The sequence below is a fragment of the Stenotrophomonas sp. CASM101 genome (genome assembly GCF_049384845.1).
GTDB classification, from domain to species: Bacteria; Pseudomonadota; Gammaproteobacteria; order Xanthomonadales; family Xanthomonadaceae; genus Stenotrophomonas; species Stenotrophomonas hibiscicola.
The window spans coordinates 338,739-354,067 of sequence record NZ_JBMRFR010000002.1 but is presented as its reverse complement, the minus strand read 5'-3'; the positions used below and the strand labels follow the sequence as shown (position 1 = coordinate 354,067).

General features: G+C 67.0%; 18 protein-coding genes. 10 read left to right on the top strand and 8 right to left on the bottom strand.

Going from position 1 to position 15,329, the window contains the following annotated elements; genetic code table 11:
* Positions 1-215 precede the first annotated feature (215 nt).
* The 3 genes from VG543_RS05640 to gspH are packed head-to-tail and all read right to left on the bottom strand — an operon-like array spanning position 216 to position 1,632.
* Positions 216-830 (bottom strand): prepilin-type N-terminal cleavage/methylation domain-containing protein, encoded by a 615-nt coding sequence (locus tag VG543_RS05640; RefSeq protein ID WP_423178028.1) that lies wholly within the window; start codon positions 828-830, stop codon positions 216-218.
* Positions 827-1,177 (bottom strand): type II secretion system minor pseudopilin GspI, encoded by a 351-nt coding sequence (gene gspI, locus VG543_RS05635; protein WP_219633891.1) that lies wholly within the window; start codon positions 1,175-1,177, stop codon positions 827-829. Before gspI ends, VG543_RS05640 begins: the two co-directional genes overlap by 4 nt.
* Before the next feature lie 8 nt (positions 1,178-1,185).
* Positions 1,186-1,632 (bottom strand): type II secretion system minor pseudopilin GspH, encoded by a 447-nt coding sequence (gene gspH, locus VG543_RS05630; RefSeq protein ID WP_180876728.1) that lies wholly within the window; start codon positions 1,630-1,632, stop codon positions 1,186-1,188.
* 115 nt (positions 1,633-1,747) lie between these two features.
* Here gspH and VG543_RS05625 point away from each other — a divergent pair, with 115 nt between their 5' ends.
* Positions 1,748-2,197, top strand: a complete 450-nt coding sequence (locus VG543_RS05625; protein ID WP_423178026.1) for a hypothetical protein — start codon at positions 1,748-1,750, stop codon at positions 2,195-2,197.
* A 90-nt stretch (positions 2,198-2,287) separates the two neighbouring features.
* Here VG543_RS05625 and VG543_RS05620 read toward each other — a convergent pair whose 3' ends face one another.
* The gene (locus VG543_RS05620; RefSeq protein ID WP_134735471.1) at positions 2,288-2,623 is read right to left on the bottom strand and encodes a hypothetical protein; all 336 of its coding nucleotides are present in this window, start codon (positions 2,621-2,623) and stop codon (positions 2,288-2,290) included.
* Positions 2,624-2,824: 201 nt separating this feature from the next.
* Between VG543_RS05620 and VG543_RS05615 the strand changes: the two genes are divergently transcribed.
* The 6 genes from VG543_RS05615 (at position 2,825) to VG543_RS05590 (ending at position 9,608) form a co-directional block, all read left to right on the top strand.
* On the top strand, positions 2,825-4,441 hold the full coding sequence (locus tag VG543_RS05615; RefSeq protein ID WP_423178025.1) for a ShlB/FhaC/HecB family hemolysin secretion/activation protein: 1,617 nt from the start codon (positions 2,825-2,827) through the stop codon (positions 4,439-4,441).
* Positions 4,442-4,479: 38 nt separating this feature from the next.
* Positions 4,480-6,264, top strand: a complete 1,785-nt coding sequence (locus VG543_RS05610) for a DUF2341 domain-containing protein (protein WP_180876738.1) — start codon at positions 4,480-4,482, stop codon at positions 6,262-6,264.
* Between the two features lie 10 nt (positions 6,265-6,274).
* Positions 6,275-6,688: an ExbD/TolR family protein gene (locus tag VG543_RS05605; protein ID WP_005409874.1), complete on the top strand. Its 414-nt coding sequence runs from the start codon at positions 6,275-6,277 to the stop codon at positions 6,686-6,688.
* Positions 6,689-6,727: 39 nt separating this feature from the next.
* Complete coding sequence (locus VG543_RS05600; RefSeq protein WP_423178023.1) at positions 6,728-7,393, top strand: cell envelope integrity protein TolA; 666 nt, start codon at positions 6,728-6,730, stop codon at positions 7,391-7,393.
* Positions 7,394-7,435: 42 nt separating this feature from the next.
* Positions 7,436-9,181: a putative porin gene (locus VG543_RS05595; RefSeq protein WP_423178022.1), complete on the top strand. Its 1,746-nt coding sequence runs from the start codon at positions 7,436-7,438 to the stop codon at positions 9,179-9,181.
* A gap of 97 nt (positions 9,182-9,278) precedes the next feature.
* Positions 9,279-9,608, top strand: coding sequence for a hypothetical protein (locus tag VG543_RS05590; RefSeq protein ID WP_134735435.1), 330 nt, complete (start codon positions 9,279-9,281; stop codon positions 9,606-9,608).
* A 110-nt stretch (positions 9,609-9,718) separates the two neighbouring features.
* Here VG543_RS05590 and VG543_RS05585 read toward each other — a convergent pair whose 3' ends face one another.
* The 4 genes from VG543_RS05585 to VG543_RS05570 form a co-directional block, all read right to left on the bottom strand.
* Entirely contained in the window at positions 9,719-10,117 is a 399-nt protein-coding gene (locus VG543_RS05585; RefSeq protein ID WP_021202286.1) for an OsmC family protein, read from the bottom strand.
* Between the two features lie 84 nt (positions 10,118-10,201).
* Positions 10,202-10,843, bottom strand: coding sequence for a hydrolase (locus tag VG543_RS05580; RefSeq protein ID WP_024956505.1), 642 nt, complete (start codon positions 10,841-10,843; stop codon positions 10,202-10,204).
* Positions 10,844-10,896: 53 nt separating this feature from the next.
* Complete coding sequence (locus VG543_RS05575) at positions 10,897-11,577, bottom strand: hydrolase (protein WP_312544683.1); 681 nt, start codon at positions 11,575-11,577, stop codon at positions 10,897-10,899.
* Between the two features lie 71 nt (positions 11,578-11,648).
* Positions 11,649-12,515, bottom strand: coding sequence for a pirin family protein (locus tag VG543_RS05570; RefSeq protein ID WP_021202288.1), 867 nt, complete (start codon positions 12,513-12,515; stop codon positions 11,649-11,651).
* 150 nt (positions 12,516-12,665) lie between these two features.
* Between VG543_RS05570 and VG543_RS05565 the strand changes: the two genes are divergently transcribed.
* From VG543_RS05565 to VG543_RS05555, 3 genes are all read left to right on the top strand, one after another.
* Entirely contained in the window at positions 12,666-13,592 is a 927-nt protein-coding gene (locus VG543_RS05565; RefSeq protein WP_329841932.1) for a LysR family transcriptional regulator, read from the top strand.
* Between the two features lie 153 nt (positions 13,593-13,745).
* Positions 13,746-14,246 (top strand): RNA polymerase sigma factor, encoded by a 501-nt coding sequence (locus tag VG543_RS05560; RefSeq protein WP_134735440.1) that lies wholly within the window; start codon positions 13,746-13,748, stop codon positions 14,244-14,246.
* 85 nt (positions 14,247-14,331) lie between these two features.
* On the top strand, positions 14,332-15,288 hold the full coding sequence (locus VG543_RS05555) for a FecR family protein (RefSeq protein ID WP_329841930.1): 957 nt from the start codon (positions 14,332-14,334) through the stop codon (positions 15,286-15,288).
* Positions 15,289-15,329 lie beyond the last annotated feature (41 nt).

Genomic DNA, 15,329 nt, shown 5'->3' with positions numbered 1-15,329 from the left:
GGCACGGAGGGCAGGGAACGGCCATCAGCGGTGAGGACCACCGACACAACGCCGCCGGGTGCAGGAGAGTGCCCGGCGGCAGGCGGGGGGATCCATGCAATGCGCGGATTCCGGAGCCAACAACAATGCCGACCAACGGTCGGCACCCACCAAGGCACGGTCGGCACCCACCGTAGATCCACGCCGTGCGTGGATGCTTTTGCCTGGGAAGAATCCTACAGCTCCAGCACGCGCCGGTAACTCAACGGCCCACGCCCATCACGCAGGCCCAGCCGCAGTTCCAGCCCGGTGGCCGGCAGCACTTCGCCTTCGCTCGGCAACGGCGCCCAGCCGGCACCGGGCTGCCATGCCCACACCTCGAACCGCTGTACCTCGTGCGCCACGGCAATGCCCTTCGACAGTTCCGGCGCCGGCAACGGATACTGGTCCGTAGCCGTACCACTGGCCCGCCACAGCGTATTGCCCTGCCGCCACCAGCGTACCCGTTGCCAGTGCAGCCCATCGCTGCCGACACTGCGGGTGATCTCCAGCGCGAAGCTCCCATCCGGGTGCCGCTCGCTCACCAGCGACGGCGGTAGCAACCGCTGCGGTTGATCGGCCGGCCGCACTGCGCCATTCATCAACGCATCGTCTGCGCGCATTTCGATATCACGCTGGAACTGCTGCAGCACGCGCAGCGCCGTCGTGGTCTCGGCATCGGCCTGGCGCAGGCGCTGATTGCTGTTGGCCACGCTGTCGAGCGCCCGCCAGCAGATCAGCGCCAGTACGCCCATGATGGTGATCGCAATCATCACCTCGATCAGGGTGAAACCGCGCACGGCGCGCGTCATTGCGCCGCCGTCCATGGCAACTGCATCCGCGCCAGCGACTGCCGGGGTGCATCTTCGGCAACCACACTCAGCTCCAGCTGCGGCTGGCCGTCGTTGCCCGTGCGCAGATGCTGAAGCACCAGGAAGCTGCTGCGCCCCTGCACACAGCGCTGCCGTGCATCCTGCGGTGCCTGTCCGCTCAGGCGCAGTTCCTGCCAGCGATCCTGCACGCACATCAGTGCCAGGCGACGGTCATGCAGCCGTGACTGATCGTCGGTCGCCACTGCCACCGAGCGCATCACCGCTGCCAGCGCAATCGAAACGATCGCCAGCGCGATCAGCACTTCGATCAGGGTGAATCCGCGCATGTTCCGCTTCACTGCACGACCTGCAACTGTCCGCTGCCATCATCACGAAGACGCAGTTTGCGGCCATCCAGCGACAACGCAAGCTCCCAGGCGATACCGATCCACTCCGGGCTCAGCTCAATGGGGCTGGCGGGCTGCACCGCGATACCCGTTGCCTGCCACTTCTGCGGTCGCAGCAGATCATCGCGTTCAATGATCACCCAACCGCTGCCTTCGCGGCGGCTGAAACGATAGCCGTTGGCGTCGGCCTGCCAACGCAGGGGGCGGCCATCGATGCGCGCCTCATCGCGCGCCACCTGCAGGCGCTGCGCCAACCGCTCGGCTTCCTGTCGCAGCTGCCGGCCCGGGTCGAGCAGGCTGCCCAGGCCCAGCCCGATTCCGGCCGTGCAGATGCCGATGATCACCAGCACCACCATCAGTTCCAGCAGGGTGAAACCACGCTGCACGCGCTGCATCGACGTTGCCTCCTGTCCGTGTCGACACCTGCCAGCGTAGGCCTGCATGATGAAACAAAAGCGTCAGCCACAGCTGCTAGCGTAGGCGGACACGAACGTGGCGGTGGTGCGGAACATGGATGGCAGGCGCTGGGATCGCAATCGCATGTTGACCCTGCTGGCGGCGACGCTGCTGCTGGCCGTGGTGGCCTATTGGAGTGTCACCCTGTCTGCCGTGGCGCCAGCGGCCGCGGCCAGCGAGACGAAGGCCGTGGCGCCGGTACGGCCGATGTTCGATGCAGTGGCGAGCCTGCCGCTGGTACGGCTGCTGTCCCCCGGTGCAGTGCAGACCGAGGTGGTGGTGCTGGGCGTGATGGCCGGTGACCATGCGCCATTGGCCCTGCTCTCGGTGGATGGACGCCCGGCGGAAGCGTATGCGCCCGGCCAACGGCTCGGACCCTGCACGGTGCTGGCCAGCATCAGTGCCAGCGCGGTGGAACTGAACCAGGCCGGGCAATCGCGTAGCCTCCCGGTGCCCGAGCTGCCGCCGGTGCCGAGCGATGGCATCGTGCCCGCGGTACCGTAGAGCCGAGCCTACGCTCGGCTGCGCCTGCGCAGCATCGCCGATGAATGCAAAGACAGCCGAGCATGGGCTCGGCTCTACAAAGGCGCTGGCTCAGCGCGCAGGTCGCTGCGGCACCACCGAGCGCCCGAACGCATCGCCCATGCGCTGTCGTGTGCCTTCCAGGTTGTACTGCATCAGTTGGTTGCCGGGCTGCCGCATCAGGCGTTCGGCCTCCGGTAGCGCCGGTGATTTCGCCGTTTTCGATGCCGGCGCAAGTTTGCGCTGCAGGCAGTCCCAGGCCGGAATGCGCTCGCCGTTGACCTGTACTTCGATGCAGGGCGCGGCGTCTTCCTGCTTCTTCGCCTCGTCGGCGCGCACCGGGGCCAACGCCAGCAGCAACGCAAGGGTGAGGGCAGCGCGCAGTTCCGCCATCAATGATTCACGCATCTCGAATCTCCCGCGGCAATCGACGTTCTGCAATGAAGACGTGTGGAGAGGGCAGGGTCCGCCTGCGTGCATTGCGCTGCCGTCAAAAGATGACAGTGCTGTCACAAAACTGTTGGCGGTTTTGACGCGACGTGCACGTCCTGTTGGTAGACCCACGCGCCGCTCCATGGCCATTTCCTTCGATACGACGCGATGCCTTCGATGACTCCTGTTCCGTGCCGAGCCGTCCGCCTTCCGCTGCGCCTGCATCCACTGGTGCTGGCCCTGGCGGCGCTGCCGCTGCCGCTGTTCGCGCAGGAGGCGGGGCCTGCGCCCAGCGTGAACATCAATGAATACATCGTGCGCGGCAACACCGTGCTCGATCCGCGCCAGATCGAGCGCGCGGTGGAGCCGTTCCTCGGCCCGGGAAAGACTCTGGCCGATGTCGAGAAGGCACGCGATGCAGTCAATGCGCTGTACCAGCAGGCGGGCTACCAGTCGGTCTACGTGGAGTTGCCCGAGCAGCAGGTCAGCGGTGGCGTGGTACTGCTGAAGGTACAGCAGACACCGATCGGCCAGCTGCGGGTCGTGGGAACGAAGCACGAATCGCCCGAGCGCATCCGCGAACGCGTACCAGCGCTGGCGGAAGGCAAGGTGCCGGACTTCGACCAGGCCCAGAAAGAACTGACCGCGCTGAATGAGGGCGGGCGTCGCCAGGTGATGCCGCTGGTGCGCGAAGGCCAGGTGCCGGGCACGATGGATGTGGACCTGCAGGTCGAAGAAAAGTCGCCGTGGCGTGCCAGCGCGTCACTCAACAACGACCACAGCGCCGACACCGAGAAGCTGCGCCTGAGTGCATCGCTGGCCTACGACAACCTGTGGAAGCGCGGGCACAGCGCCAACATCGGCGTGTACCTGGCACCGGAAGACACCAAACAGGCCAAGGTGTTCTCGGCCTCGTACACGATGCCGTTTGAAGGTACCCCATGGAGCCTGGAAGCGTCTGGCTACAAGTCCGACAGCCGTGTGCTGAACGCGGGCGGGCAGGTCGGTACCGGCACCGGAACCAATGTGGTCGGCAACGGCCATTCGATCGGTCTCAAGCTCAACTATCGACTGGCCGGCAGCAGCCAGTGGTGGCGCCAGCTCAGCCTCGGCGTGGACTTCAAGGACACCGAGGAAGACACGCAGATGGGCAAGGAGAGCCTGAAGACGCCGCTGAAGTACGCGCCGATCACCCTGGGGTTTGTCGGTGTGCGCCAGGGCGAGCGGGATCAGTTGAGCATCAACACCCAGCTGGTGGCCGGTACCCGCCGCCTGTTCGGCTATGGCAGTGACGCCACCGCCTTCGGCCAGAAGCGCTACTGGGCCGATCCGAGCTTCGTCGCCTTCAAGGCCGACGTGGCCAACACCCACACCTTCAGCAGTGACTGGCAGTGGTATGCGCGTGGCTCGCTGCAGGTAACCGATGCGCCACTGGTGTCGGCCGAGCAGTTCGCTGCTGGCGGCATGTACACCGTGCGTGGCTACCTGTCGGCCGAGGCGATCGGCGACTACGGCGGCCTGGCCAGCCTGGAATGGCGCACCCCGGCGTGGTCGCTGTGGAGCGGCACCGACCTGCGTGTCTACAGCTTTGCCGACGCGGCCTACCTGCGCCTGCGCCAGCCGCTGCCCGAGCAGCGTGACAAGTACAACCTGGCCTCGGTCGGCCTGGGCGCGCAGCTGCGCCTGGGTGAACACCTGCAACTGCGCCTGGACTACGCCTGGCCTTATGCCGATGGCCCGGTCACGCGCAAGGACGACCCGCGCCTGCATTTCAACATCAGCACCAGCTACTGAACCTTCCCTTGAACATGCGTTCTCCGGAGACCCTTCGCATGGACCGTTTGCTTTCCCGAGTGTTGTTGCTGCTGGCCGCGCTGGTTGCGCTGCCGGCCGCTGCGGCCGATGCCAATTGGTGGCAGGCCGAATGGAAGTACCGCAAGCCGATCACTGTCGACGCCGGCCCGCAGGGCGCGGGCCTGGCCGGTGACCCGGGTCGCACGCCGCTGCTGCTGCGCCTGCATACCGGAAACTTCGGCTTCGACGGCACCCAGGATGCGGGCAACGACCTGCGCTTTGTCTCGGGTGATGGCCGCACCGTGCTGGCCCACCAGATCGAACAGTTCGATCCCAAGCTGGGCCTGGCGCTGGTCTGGGTGGACGTGCCGGCGGTCAGCGCTGCGGCACCGCAGACGATCTGGATGTACTACGGCAATGAAAAGGCCCCCGCCAGCGGCAACGGCCAGCAGGTGTTCGATCCGGACTATACGCTGGTCTACCACTTCGCCGAGGCCAATGCGCCGGCACGCGACACCACCGCTTATGGCAACAATGCCGGTGCCGTGGTGCCGCCATCGGAAGGCTCGGTGATCGGCCGCGGCGTTCAGTTGGGTGCAGCCCCGCTGCCGCTGCCGGCCAGCGCATCGCTTGCGCAGGAGGCGGGCGCGCCGCTCACTGTTTCGGCCTGGATCAAGCCAGGCAGCAACAACGCTGCACAGGCGATCTACGCCCGTCGCGACGGTGCGTCCGAACTGGTGCTGGGCATCGAAAACCGGGTGCCGTTCGTGCAGCTCAATGGCCAGCGCAGCACGCCGGCGCAGCCGATTCCGGAAGGGCAGTGGGCGCATGTGGCGCTGACTGCGGAGAAGGGCGCACTGCAGTTGTACCTCAATGGCCGCGTGGTCGCCCAGCTGAGCGGCGAGCTGCCGGCGCTGACCACCGCGCCGGTGGTGGGCGCTGATGCGCCGGGCGCGGTGCAGCCGCTGGCCAATTTCGAGGGCGCACTGGATGAGCTGCGTATCTCGCGCGTAGCACGACCGGCGGCACTGCTGCTGGCCGATGCCACCGCACAGGGCGCCGATTCGCGCCTGATCAGCTACGGTGCCGACGAGCAGTCCGCCGGTCAGAGCCACTTCGCCTTCATCCTCAAGGCAATGCCGTTCGACGCCTGGGTGGTGGTGGCGATCCTCGGCCTGATGATGCTGCTGTCGTGGGCGATCATGATCGCCAAGGGGCGCCACTTCGGCCGCACCAGCAAGGCCAACGCGGTGTTCACCGAGAGCTTCGGCAAGTTGTCCGGCGTGCCGCTGCGCACGCTGTCCGACATGGACCGCCAGGGCAAGGCGCCGACCGCGATGCACGACGGTTCGCTGTGGCGGATCTACCAGGTGGCCATCGATGAAATGCAGCAGCGCCACCAGCGCGATGGCAACAGCGGTTACCTCAGTGGCGCCACCATCGCAGCGATCCGCGCCTCGATGGATGCGGTGATGGTGCGCGAGCAGGAAGCGATGGCACGGCGCATGAACTGGCTGTCGACCACCATCGAAGGCGCGCCGTACGTGGGCCTGTTCGGTACCGTGATCGGCATCATGCTGGTGTTCGTGGTGGCGGCGATGGCCGGCGCGGTGGACATCAATTCGGTGGCACCGGGCATGGCCGCGGCGCTGCTGTGTACCGCAGCCGGCCTCGGCGTCGCGATTCCCGCGCTGTTCGGCTACAACTACCTGGGTGCACGTGCCGAGGCGATCGGCGCCGACATGGCGGTGTTCATCGACGAGTTCGCCGCGCGCCTGGCCGAAGAGCAGGACGGGCGCGGCCCGGCCGCGGTCCAGGGCTGAGGGGCGCGCCATGGGCCAGAAGGCGAAGTTCGGCATCAAGAAGCGCGAGAAGGGCATCAACGTAACGCCCTTCGTCGACGTGCTGCTGGTGGTGCTGGTGATCTTCATCCTGACCAGCAACGCCTCCATCCCCGGCATCGAGGTCAACCTGCCGAAGGCCAGCAACAGCGTCGCACTGGAGAAGCCGAAGACCAAGGCGATCACCATCGACCCCAGTGGTCAGGTGTTCCTGGATGCCTATCCGGTGACGATGGCCGAGCTGGAAGATCGCCTGCGCACCGAGCGCGCGACCACCCCGGATTTCCCGGTGATCGTGCGCGGTGACGCGCAGGTGCAGTACGCCCGTGTGGTCGAGGTGCTGGACCTGCTGCGGCGGCTGGAGCTGGCCCAGGTTGGCCTGGTCACCGGCAAGGCGCAGGGCTGAGGCATGACGGCCCATCAACCCCCTCGGCCGGAGCCCGGCATGCGCGGTCGCCAGTTGCTGGTGACCTTCGCGTTGGTGCTGGCCGCTTTGCTGGTGCTCGGCATCGCCGTGTGGTGGATGCTGTTCAAGGACACCGCCAGCACCCGCAGGCCGGTGGTGCAGCCGCCGATGCTGGCGCTGCCACCACCCCCGCCGCCGCCGCCACCGCCGCCGGAAAAGCCACCGGAACCGGAGACGCCGCCGGAAGAAGCGATGCCAGAGCCGGAACCTCTGGATCCACCAACGCCGGCTGAAGAGCCAACGCCAACGCCGGACAACGCCGACCCGGTGACGATGAATGCTGATGCGCAGGCCGGCGGTGACAACTTCGGTATCCAGTCCGGCAGTGGCGGCGGCTCGTCCGGCGTCGGCCGCGGTGGTGCCGGCAATGCCACCTACGGGCGCTACCTCGGCTACCTGATGCAGCAGGCGATCTCGCGCGACGACAAGGTCAAGCGCCTGGCGTTCCAGCTGCAGGTGAATGTGTGGCTGTCCAACGATGGCCGCCTGGAAAAGGTCGAGCTGGTGCGCGGCAGTGGCAACGGGGAGGCCGACGCGGCCGTGCTCGATGCGCTGCGACGCATCGGCAAGGTCGACCAGGCACCGCCGCCGTCGCTCGATTTCCCCGCCCGCGTGCTGATCCAGGGCCGCCGGCCCGGGGCCTGATTCCCGACTTCCGTGATTTCCCTTCTTTGGATGAGAACCGTGATGAACGACCACGACCGCGCACGAACCGACTCCCGCTGCTCGCGGCCGGCCCGACGGGCGCTGCTGTGCTGCGCCGTGCTGCTCAGCCTGGCCGCCCCGGCCGGTGCGATGGCCGCAGAAACCACCATGGTCAAGCTGATCAAGGGCCTGATCGCCAGTGGCGCGCTGAAGCCCGAAGACGGCCAGGCATTGTTGGTGCAGGCCGAGGCTGAAGCAGCGGCCGCGTCGCGCACCGGGACCACCGTACCTTCGGCCGCCAGCGGTGGCGTGGCCCTGGAGGCCGGCGACGTGCGCGTGCCCTACGTGCCGCAGAGCGTGCGCGACGGCATTCGTGACGAAGTACGGCAGGACGTGATGGCGCAGGCCAGGTCGGAAGGCTGGGCGGCACCGAACGAAGTGGCTGAGTGGACCAGGCGCATCAAGGTGACCGGTGACATGCGCGTGCGCAGCGAGTCGCGCTTCTATTCCGAGCGCAACAGCGACATCGTGAGCAACTGGTCGTCGATCAATTCCGGCAACGGCTTCGACACCAACACCAACACCAACCTGCAGCTGCCGCCGCTGCTGAACACCCGCCAGGACCGCCGCAACCTGTGGCGCATCCGCGCCCGCCTGGGCATCGAGGCCACCATCGGCCAGCACACCACGGCCGGCGTGCGCCTGGCCAGCGGCAGCAGCAATGGCCCGGTGTCGACCACCGAGCAGCTGGGCGGTGGCCTGAGCAAGAAGGACGTGTGGCTGGACCAGGCCTGGCTGGCCTACAGTCCGGCCGACTGGGTGACGGTGCGCGGCGGCCGCTTCGGCAATCCGTTCTGGACCAGCGATACGCTGTTCTCCAACGACCTGAACTTCGACGGCCTGGCCGCCAACCTGCAGTATGACTTTGACGGTGGTGACCTCGGCCTGTTCGCCAACCTGGCCGTGGTACCGCTGGAGTACACCTCCGACAGCGCGCCCAGCCAGAGCCGGGTCAAGACCCCGAACGAGAACAAGTGGCTGTCCGGTGCACAGGTCGGCATGAACTGGCGCTTCAACGACGACAATGCGCTGCGTGCCGCACTGGGCTACTACGATTTCAAGAACATCAGCGGCCGCCTGTCCTCGCCGTGCGCGCTGTATGCGGGCGCGGTGGGCTGCGATACCGACTGGTCGCGCCCAGCGTTCATGCAGAAGGGCAATACCCTGATGCTGATCCGCGACATCGCGCGCAATCCGCTGGACCCGGCCAACACGCCGACCCCGCAGTATGTCGGCCTGGCCTCGGCATTCCGCCTGGCCACGCTCAACCTGCGCTGGGATACGCAGCTGGCCCAGGGCATTGGCCTGCGCCTGGATGGCGACTACATCCGCAACCTGGCCTACGACAAGCAGGCCATGTTCAGCCGCGCCAACAACGGCATCGTCAACAACTACGGTGCCGGTGGCGCCGCCAGCATCGATACCTTCCGCAGTGGCGACACCGCCTGGATGGTGCAGGCCACCTTCGGCGCCACTGACCTGAAGGAGAAGGGCCAGTGGCAGGCGCTGCTGGGCTACAAGCGCATCGAGGCCGATGCGCTGCCCGATGCCTACAACGACCCGAACTTCCACCTCGGTGGCACCAACGCCCGCGGCTACTACGTGGGCGGCGCCTACGCGCTGGACGCGCGCAGCTGGATCAGCGGCAAGTGGATGGCGGCCAAGGAAGTGTCCGGTGCTCCACTGTCGATCGACGTGTTCCAGCTGGAGTTCAATTCCGGGTTCTGAGTGACGGCGTGATGTGGATCACGTAGTGCGTGGCGGGGGCGCAGTGATGCGCCCGTCTAGGGAAAGGAGACCACGCGTTGCACATAAGGAGGAGTGGATGAGCCGTCGCAAGCTGTTTGAAAGTTCCGAACCGTCCAGTCGATCGCTGGGCATCGGGCCGGCCTATGTCTCGGTGGAGGGGCTGCGCCAGCACTTGGCGGAGTTCCTGCTGTATGCAGGCCGGCCGGTGGTGATCATGCGCGGGCGCAGCGAAGTGGGTTACTTCCTGCCGGCGCGCTGCTGGCGCCAGCGTGACGACGATCCGCTGGCGGCGGCCGCCGCCGGCCAGCTGTTGGACGCGGCCGGGTTCCAGGCCGAGGATATCCAGCAGGTGGAGCAGGAATTCAATGCGATGCGCCAGCGCACCGTGCTGCATTCACGGCGCTGAGCGGCCGCCGGGCATGGCCCGGCGCTACCCGATGGCCCCGCGCCGCTCCGGTAGCGCCGGGCCATGCCCGGCGAGCGTCGTCTGTAGATCCACGCCATGCGTGGATGGGGCTACGCTGCAGCCCCACGCTCACTGGTGATGCGCGCACCTTCGCGCATCACCAGGGTCACCGGGGTCTTTTCCACCACCTCCAGCAACCGCTGCCACTGCGCATCGCTCAGCGCGGCGCTGGCATGCAGCACGCGGTGCACATGGAAGCGACCATCCGCGTCACGTTCCGAGCGCAGCTCGGCATGGAACTCGCCCAGTTCCCAGCCCTTGCGCTGCGCATACATGCGCAGGGTGATGGCGGTGCACGCCGCCAGCGAGGCCAGGTACAGGTCGAACGGTGCGAAGCCCTTGCCCTGGCCGCCCAGCGAGGCAGGCTCGTCCGCATCCACATCGAATGTGCCGTTGCTGATGTGGTGCAGGTAGTTGTCGGCGGTCGAAACAATACGTGCGTAGGCCATCACGTTCTCCATCTGTCTGTGGCGTCGAGCCATGCTCGACTGCTCCAAAAGGCGGCGCCAGCCGGGACCGGCGCCGCCACCCAATCACTCGGTACGATCGTACGAGAACTGGATGCCCGCCGTACCGCCGGTTTCAATGAAGAGGTTCATGAAGGCCGGCACCGTTTCCGAACGTGCCCAGTCGCGCTGCAGCTCGCAGAACAGCTGCGGCACGCTGATCAATTGGCCACCGGCCTGTTCGATTCGGCGCAGCGCGGCATCGTGCGCGGCCAGCGAGGTACCGCCGACGGCGTCGACCACCACATACACCTCATAACCTTCCTTCAACGCATCCAGCGCCGGGAAGGTCAGGCAGGCCTCGGTCCACAGCGCGGTCATGATCAGCTTGCGGCGGCCGGTGGCTTCCACCGCCTTGCGGAACTCGACGTCCTCCCAGGAATTGATGGTGGTGCGGTCGTAGGTGGGGTAGTCGCCCAGCACCTTGCGCAGCTGTGGAATCGGCGGCTTGTTCAGGCCGGTCTTGACGTTGACCGTCGAATGCACGATCGGCAGACCGTAAGCCACTGCGGCCTTGGCGGTGCCGACGATGTTGTTGACCAGCAGCTGGCGGTCCATCGAGGCGATGGAGTTCACCTGCACCGGCTGGTAGTCGATGATGATGAAGGCGGAATTCTGCGGGGTCAGCAGGTGGTCGCTGACCGGGTCGCGGATCGGTTCACTGGACATGATGGGTCTCCTGGTTCGGGGAAGTGCCGGCGGTCGGCCGGCACCGGGACAGCTCAGCTGCGTTGAGAATCCAACGGTTCGTGGCTCTTCTGCACCTCCTGCGCCTTCAGGTAGCTTTCGATCAGCAACTGGTAGTTCGGGAAGATCTTCGTGTAGACCTCGGCCCATTGCTGGGCATCGTCGCGGTTCCAGGTGCGCTGGATCTCCGAGGCCACTGCGGCGGTGTCCATCGGTACCACGCCGGCCTGCACCACGCGGGCCAGGGTGATCTCCTCGGCCATCTTCGAATAGGTGCCGGACGCATCGATGACTGCGAACACCTGGTAGCCATCGGCAACGGCGGCGATTGACGGGAAGGCCATGCACACGCTGGTGATGGTGCCGGCAATGATCAGCTGCTTGCGGCCGGTGGCCTTCACTGCGGCAACGAATTCCGGGTTGTCCCAAGCGTTGATCTCACCCTTGCGTGCCACGTACTGGGCATGCGGGGCTGCGTCGTGGATCTCCGGGATCAGCGGGCCGTTCGGGCCCTGCGGAACAGAGGCGGTGGTGATCACCGGCATCTTTGCCAGCGTGGCCATCCTGGCCAGTGCGGTGGCGTGGGCGCGCACGCTGGTGAACGGCATGTCACCGATGGTCTGGAACAGGCCGCTCTGATGGTCGATCAGCAGCATCGCGGCGTTGTCCGGATCGATCACCGGGCGGGCACCGTTGAAGTTGGCGGGGGTACTCATGGTCAGTCTCCTGGAGAAGGTGGGCGATAGCCCGGAAGGTGCGGCGGGCCAATACCGCAGCATTAAAACGATCAGTGCGCGATCTGGCCGAAGCGGCCGCTGTTGAAGTCGTTGACCGCCTGCGCGATCTCGGCCTGGCTGTTCATCACGAACGGGCCATAGCCCACCACCGGCTCGTCGATCGGTTCACCGCTGAGCAGCAGCACGGTGGCGTCGCTGTCGGCGTCGACGAACACGTCCTCGCCGCTGCGGTCGAAGGTGACCAGCTGTGCCTCGCCGACCGGCTGGCCGCCGTTGATCCGCACCGAGCCCTTCAGCACCACCAGCGCCAGCGTGCGGCCATCGGCCACCGGCAGTTCGGCGTGGTGGCCCTGCCGCAGGCGGATGTCCCAGACATCCATCGGCGTGTGGGTACGCGCCGGGCCGGCATGACCGTCGAAGCGGCCGGCGATGACACGCACGCGGCCGGCGCCATCGGGCAGATCCACCGAGGGAATCTGTGCGTCGAGCAGGGTCTGGTAGCCCGGTAACCCCATCTTGTCGCGTGCCGGCAGGTTCACCCACAGCTGGACCATGTCCAGCGTGCCGCCGCGTTTGCTGAATTCCGGCGTGTGGAATTCCTCGTGGAGGATGCCGGAGGCAGCGGTCATCCACTGCACGTCACCCGGGCCGATGGTGCCGCCGGCCCCGGTTGAATCGCGGTGGGCGACCTCACCTTCATAGACGATGGTGACGGTCTCGAAACCGCGATGCGGATGCTGGCCAACGCCACGCGGGGTATCGCTGGGAGCGAAGGTGTAGGGGCCGGCATAGTCCAGCAGCAGGAACGGGCTCAGGTGCTGGCCGTGGGTGTTGTAGGAAAACATCGAACGGGCGGGGAATCCGTCGCCCACCCAGTGCGGGCGGGGGGCGCTGTAGGTACCGGTGACACGCTTCATGGCGATCTCCTGGCCGGGGCTGCCGGCCGCTGTTGTTCGTTGCGAAGACGATATCGCCGCGACAATGGGGCCAGTAGACGCCAATATTTGCCGTCATAGTCCTATCTGGGGAACAATGGTCGCAGGCCATGAGCCGCAGGAGATCGTCCCGTGTTCATCGCAGATATCCGCCGTTGTGACCTCAACGATCTGTTCTACTTCGCCAGGGTGGTCGAGCACGGCGGCTTCTCGCAGGCCGGCCGGGCGCTGGCCATGCCGAAGTCGAAACTGAGCCGGCGCATCGCGCTGCTGGAAGAACGGTTGGGCGTGCGCCTGATCCAGCGTTCGACGCGACGCTTCTCGGTCACTGACGTCGGCCAGGACTATTACCGCCATTGCAAGGCCATGCTGGTCGAGGCCGAAGCGGCCGAAGAAGCCATTGCGATGTCACGCGCCGAGCCGCGCGGCACGATCCGCCTGGCGTGCCCGATCGCGATCCTGCATGCACGCATCGGCACGATGTTGGCCGATTTCCTCGCCCTGCACCCGCAGGTCACGGTGCAGCTGGAGGCCACCAACCGGCGCGTCGACGTGGTGGGCGAGGGTGTGGACGTGGCGATCCGCGTGCGACCGCCGCCGCTGGAGGACAGTGACCTGGTGGTACGCGTGCTGGCGCGCCGGGTCTGGTGCACAAGTGCCAGCCCGGCGCTGTTGCAGCGTCTGGGCGCGCCGCAGGTGCCGGCCGATCTGGCGATGATGCCGACCGTCGATCTGGCATCGCCCAGCCAGCAGCATGTCTGGGAATACACCGGGCCGGACGATGTGCTGGCCAGCGTGCACCATCGCCCGCGGCTGGTCAGCGATGACATGATCGCGCTGCGCACCGCCGCGGTGGCCGGGGTGGGCCTGCTGATGCTGCCGCGGATGATGATCACCGATGAGTTGGCCAGTGGCGCGCTGGTGCCGGTGCTGCAGGAGTGGGTGCCGAGGCACGGCATCGTGCATGCGGTGTTCCCGTCGCGGCGGGGGCTGCTGCCAGCGGTGCGTGCGTTGATCGACTACCTCGCCGAGCGTTTCGATGCGTTGGACGAGCCCTAGGTCTTCCATCCACGCATGGCGTGGATCTACTGAACCTGCCATGCGTGGATGATGGTTTGGGGTGCGGCTTGCCGCCTGCGGCTGCGCAGCCCACAATCCACGTCCGGACCGTCGCCATCACGCCCATCATTCCCCGGTCCGGCCTTGGCACCTATGTCTCCCAATGCCCTGGCGCTGGTCGAGCTGCTGATCCGCGAGCGCCGTGCGTTGTCTCGCTTCATCGCGCGCTATCTCGACCCGGCCAGTACCGAGGACACCCTGCAGAACCTGTACCTGAAGGCCAGCAGCGTGCCCGGCGATCCGCCCATCCTCGAGCCGCGCGGCTATCTGTACCGGATGGCCTACCACCACGCGCTCAACCGCAGCCAGTCCGACGCCCGCGAGCGGCGTGCGATGGCCGAGTACGCCCTCGACATGGCCGAGGCCAGCCGCGATGGCGAGGCGCAGGCGCTGGACCAGGCGCAGCTGCGCGAGATCACCCAGACCATCCTCGCGCTGCCGGCCCAGGTGCGTGAGTGCTTCGTGCTCAACCGCTACCTGGGCCTGAGCGAGCGCGAGATCGCCGCCAGGCTGGGTATTTCCAAGAGCCTGGTCGGCAAGAATGTGCTGCGCGCGGCGCTGTTGATCCAGCAGCATCAGCAGGGAGTGCATTGATGAGCTGCGATTGCCGTGGGCAGATCGCGCCCGCCGTTGTCACAACAGGAAGGCGCACCCGTTCGTGGTGCGGCAGGCCACAACCATGACCACGTCCGAACCCTCGCCGCGTCAGGCCAGGCAGGCGTTGCGCTGGGTGATCCGGTGCAGTGCAGGCCCGCTGCCGGAACGTCAGCAACGAACCCTGCAGCGCTGGCTGCAGGCCGACCCTTGCCATGCGCTGGCCTGGCGCCAGCAGCAGGCCTTCTGGCAAGGCTTGGATGCCGCCGGGCCGGAGGTGCTGGCCGCGCTGCCTGGGCTGACGGCTGATCGCGAAGGGTTGCGCCCGATCGCACCGCGCCGCCGCCTGCCGTGGCTGTTGGCCAGTGCCGCCGCCGTGGTACTGGTGGTCGCGGCCGCACCGCAGGCGTTGCTGCTGGCACGCAGTGACCTGCGCAGCAGCGATGCACCGCGCGTGGTGCACCTGGAGGACGGCAGCACCGCCGTACTCGATGCGGGCACCGCATTGGCGGTTGAGTTCGATGGTCAGCGGCGGCACCTGCGCCTGCTGCGCGGCCAGGCCTGGTTCCAGGTGGTGCATGAACAGCGACCGTTCCAGGTCGAGGCCGGCGGTGGCCAGATCCGTGACATCGGCACCGCCTTCAGCGTGTCGATGCGGGACACCACGGTCGTGACTCAGGTCAGCGAGGGCGTGGTCGATGTGCGCCCGGGCGATGGCAGCGTGCAGCGCCTTCATGCCGGGCAGGCACGGGTGTTCCGTGACGGTCGCTGGCTGCGGCCGGTGCAGCTGGAAGATCTCGAGACGATGGCGCCGTGGCGGCGTGGCGAGGTAGTGATCGACGATCAGCCGGCCGCGCAGGCCATCGCTGATCTCGCGCGCTACCGTCGTGCACCGGTCTGGGTACTGGGCGGGCAGGGCGCGGACTTACGGGTCAGTGGTCTGTTCCATCTGCAGCAACCGGAGGCCGCCATCGATGCGGTGGCCGCGCAGGCAGGGCTGCGTGTGCAGCGCTTGCCCGGCGGCGCGCTGGTGGTGTGGTGAGGCTCGCGCAATGCCCGGATGAACCGGTCGCATAAAAAAAA

Bases quoted from the DNA above. Each gene is read 5' to 3' on its own strand.
- VG543_RS05625 (WP_423178026.1), top strand. From the start codon at position 1,748: ATGGATGGCAGGCGCTGGGATCGCAATCGCATGTTGACCCTGCTGGCG.
- VG543_RS05600 (WP_423178023.1), top strand. From the start codon at position 6,728: ATGCGCGGTCGCCAGTTGCTGGTGACCTTCGCGTTGGTGCTGGCCGCT.
- VG543_RS05590 (WP_134735435.1), top strand. From the start codon at position 9,279: ATGAGCCGTCGCAAGCTGTTTGAAAGTTCCGAACCGTCCAGTCGATCG.
- VG543_RS05570 (WP_021202288.1), bottom strand. From the start codon at position 12,515: ATGAAGCGTGTCACCGGTACCTACAGCGCCCCCCGCCCGCACTGGGTG.
- VG543_RS05555 (WP_329841930.1), top strand. From the start codon at position 14,332: ATGACCACGTCCGAACCCTCGCCGCGTCAGGCCAGGCAGGCGTTGCGC.
- VG543_RS05575 (WP_312544683.1), bottom strand. From the start codon at position 11,577: ATGAGTACCCCCGCCAACTTCAACGGTGCCCGCCCGGTGATCGATCCG.
- VG543_RS05620 (WP_134735471.1), bottom strand. From the start codon at position 2,623: ATGCGTGAATCATTGATGGCGGAACTGCGCGCTGCCCTCACCCTTGCG.
- VG543_RS05585 (WP_021202286.1), bottom strand. From the start codon at position 10,117: ATGGCCTACGCACGTATTGTTTCGACCGCCGACAACTACCTGCACCAC.
- VG543_RS05560 (WP_134735440.1), top strand. From the start codon at position 13,746: ATGTCTCCCAATGCCCTGGCGCTGGTCGAGCTGCTGATCCGCGAGCGC.
- gspI (WP_219633891.1), bottom strand. From the start codon at position 1,177: ATGCGCGGATTCACCCTGATCGAAGTGCTGATCGCGCTGGCGATCGTT.
- VG543_RS05610 (WP_180876738.1), top strand. From the start codon at position 4,480: ATGGACCGTTTGCTTTCCCGAGTGTTGTTGCTGCTGGCCGCGCTGGTT.
- VG543_RS05615 (WP_423178025.1), top strand. From the start codon at position 2,825: ATGACTCCTGTTCCGTGCCGAGCCGTCCGCCTTCCGCTGCGCCTGCAT.
- VG543_RS05640 (WP_423178028.1), bottom strand. From the start codon at position 830: ATGACGCGCGCCGTGCGCGGTTTCACCCTGATCGAGGTGATGATTGCG.
- VG543_RS05595 (WP_423178022.1), top strand. From the start codon at position 7,436: ATGAACGACCACGACCGCGCACGAACCGACTCCCGCTGCTCGCGGCCG.
- VG543_RS05605 (WP_005409874.1), top strand. From the start codon at position 6,275: ATGGGCCAGAAGGCGAAGTTCGGCATCAAGAAGCGCGAGAAGGGCATC.
- gspH (WP_180876728.1), bottom strand. From the start codon at position 1,632: ATGCAGCGCGTGCAGCGTGGTTTCACCCTGCTGGAACTGATGGTGGTG.
- VG543_RS05580 (WP_024956505.1), bottom strand. From the start codon at position 10,843: ATGTCCAGTGAACCGATCCGCGACCCGGTCAGCGACCACCTGCTGACC.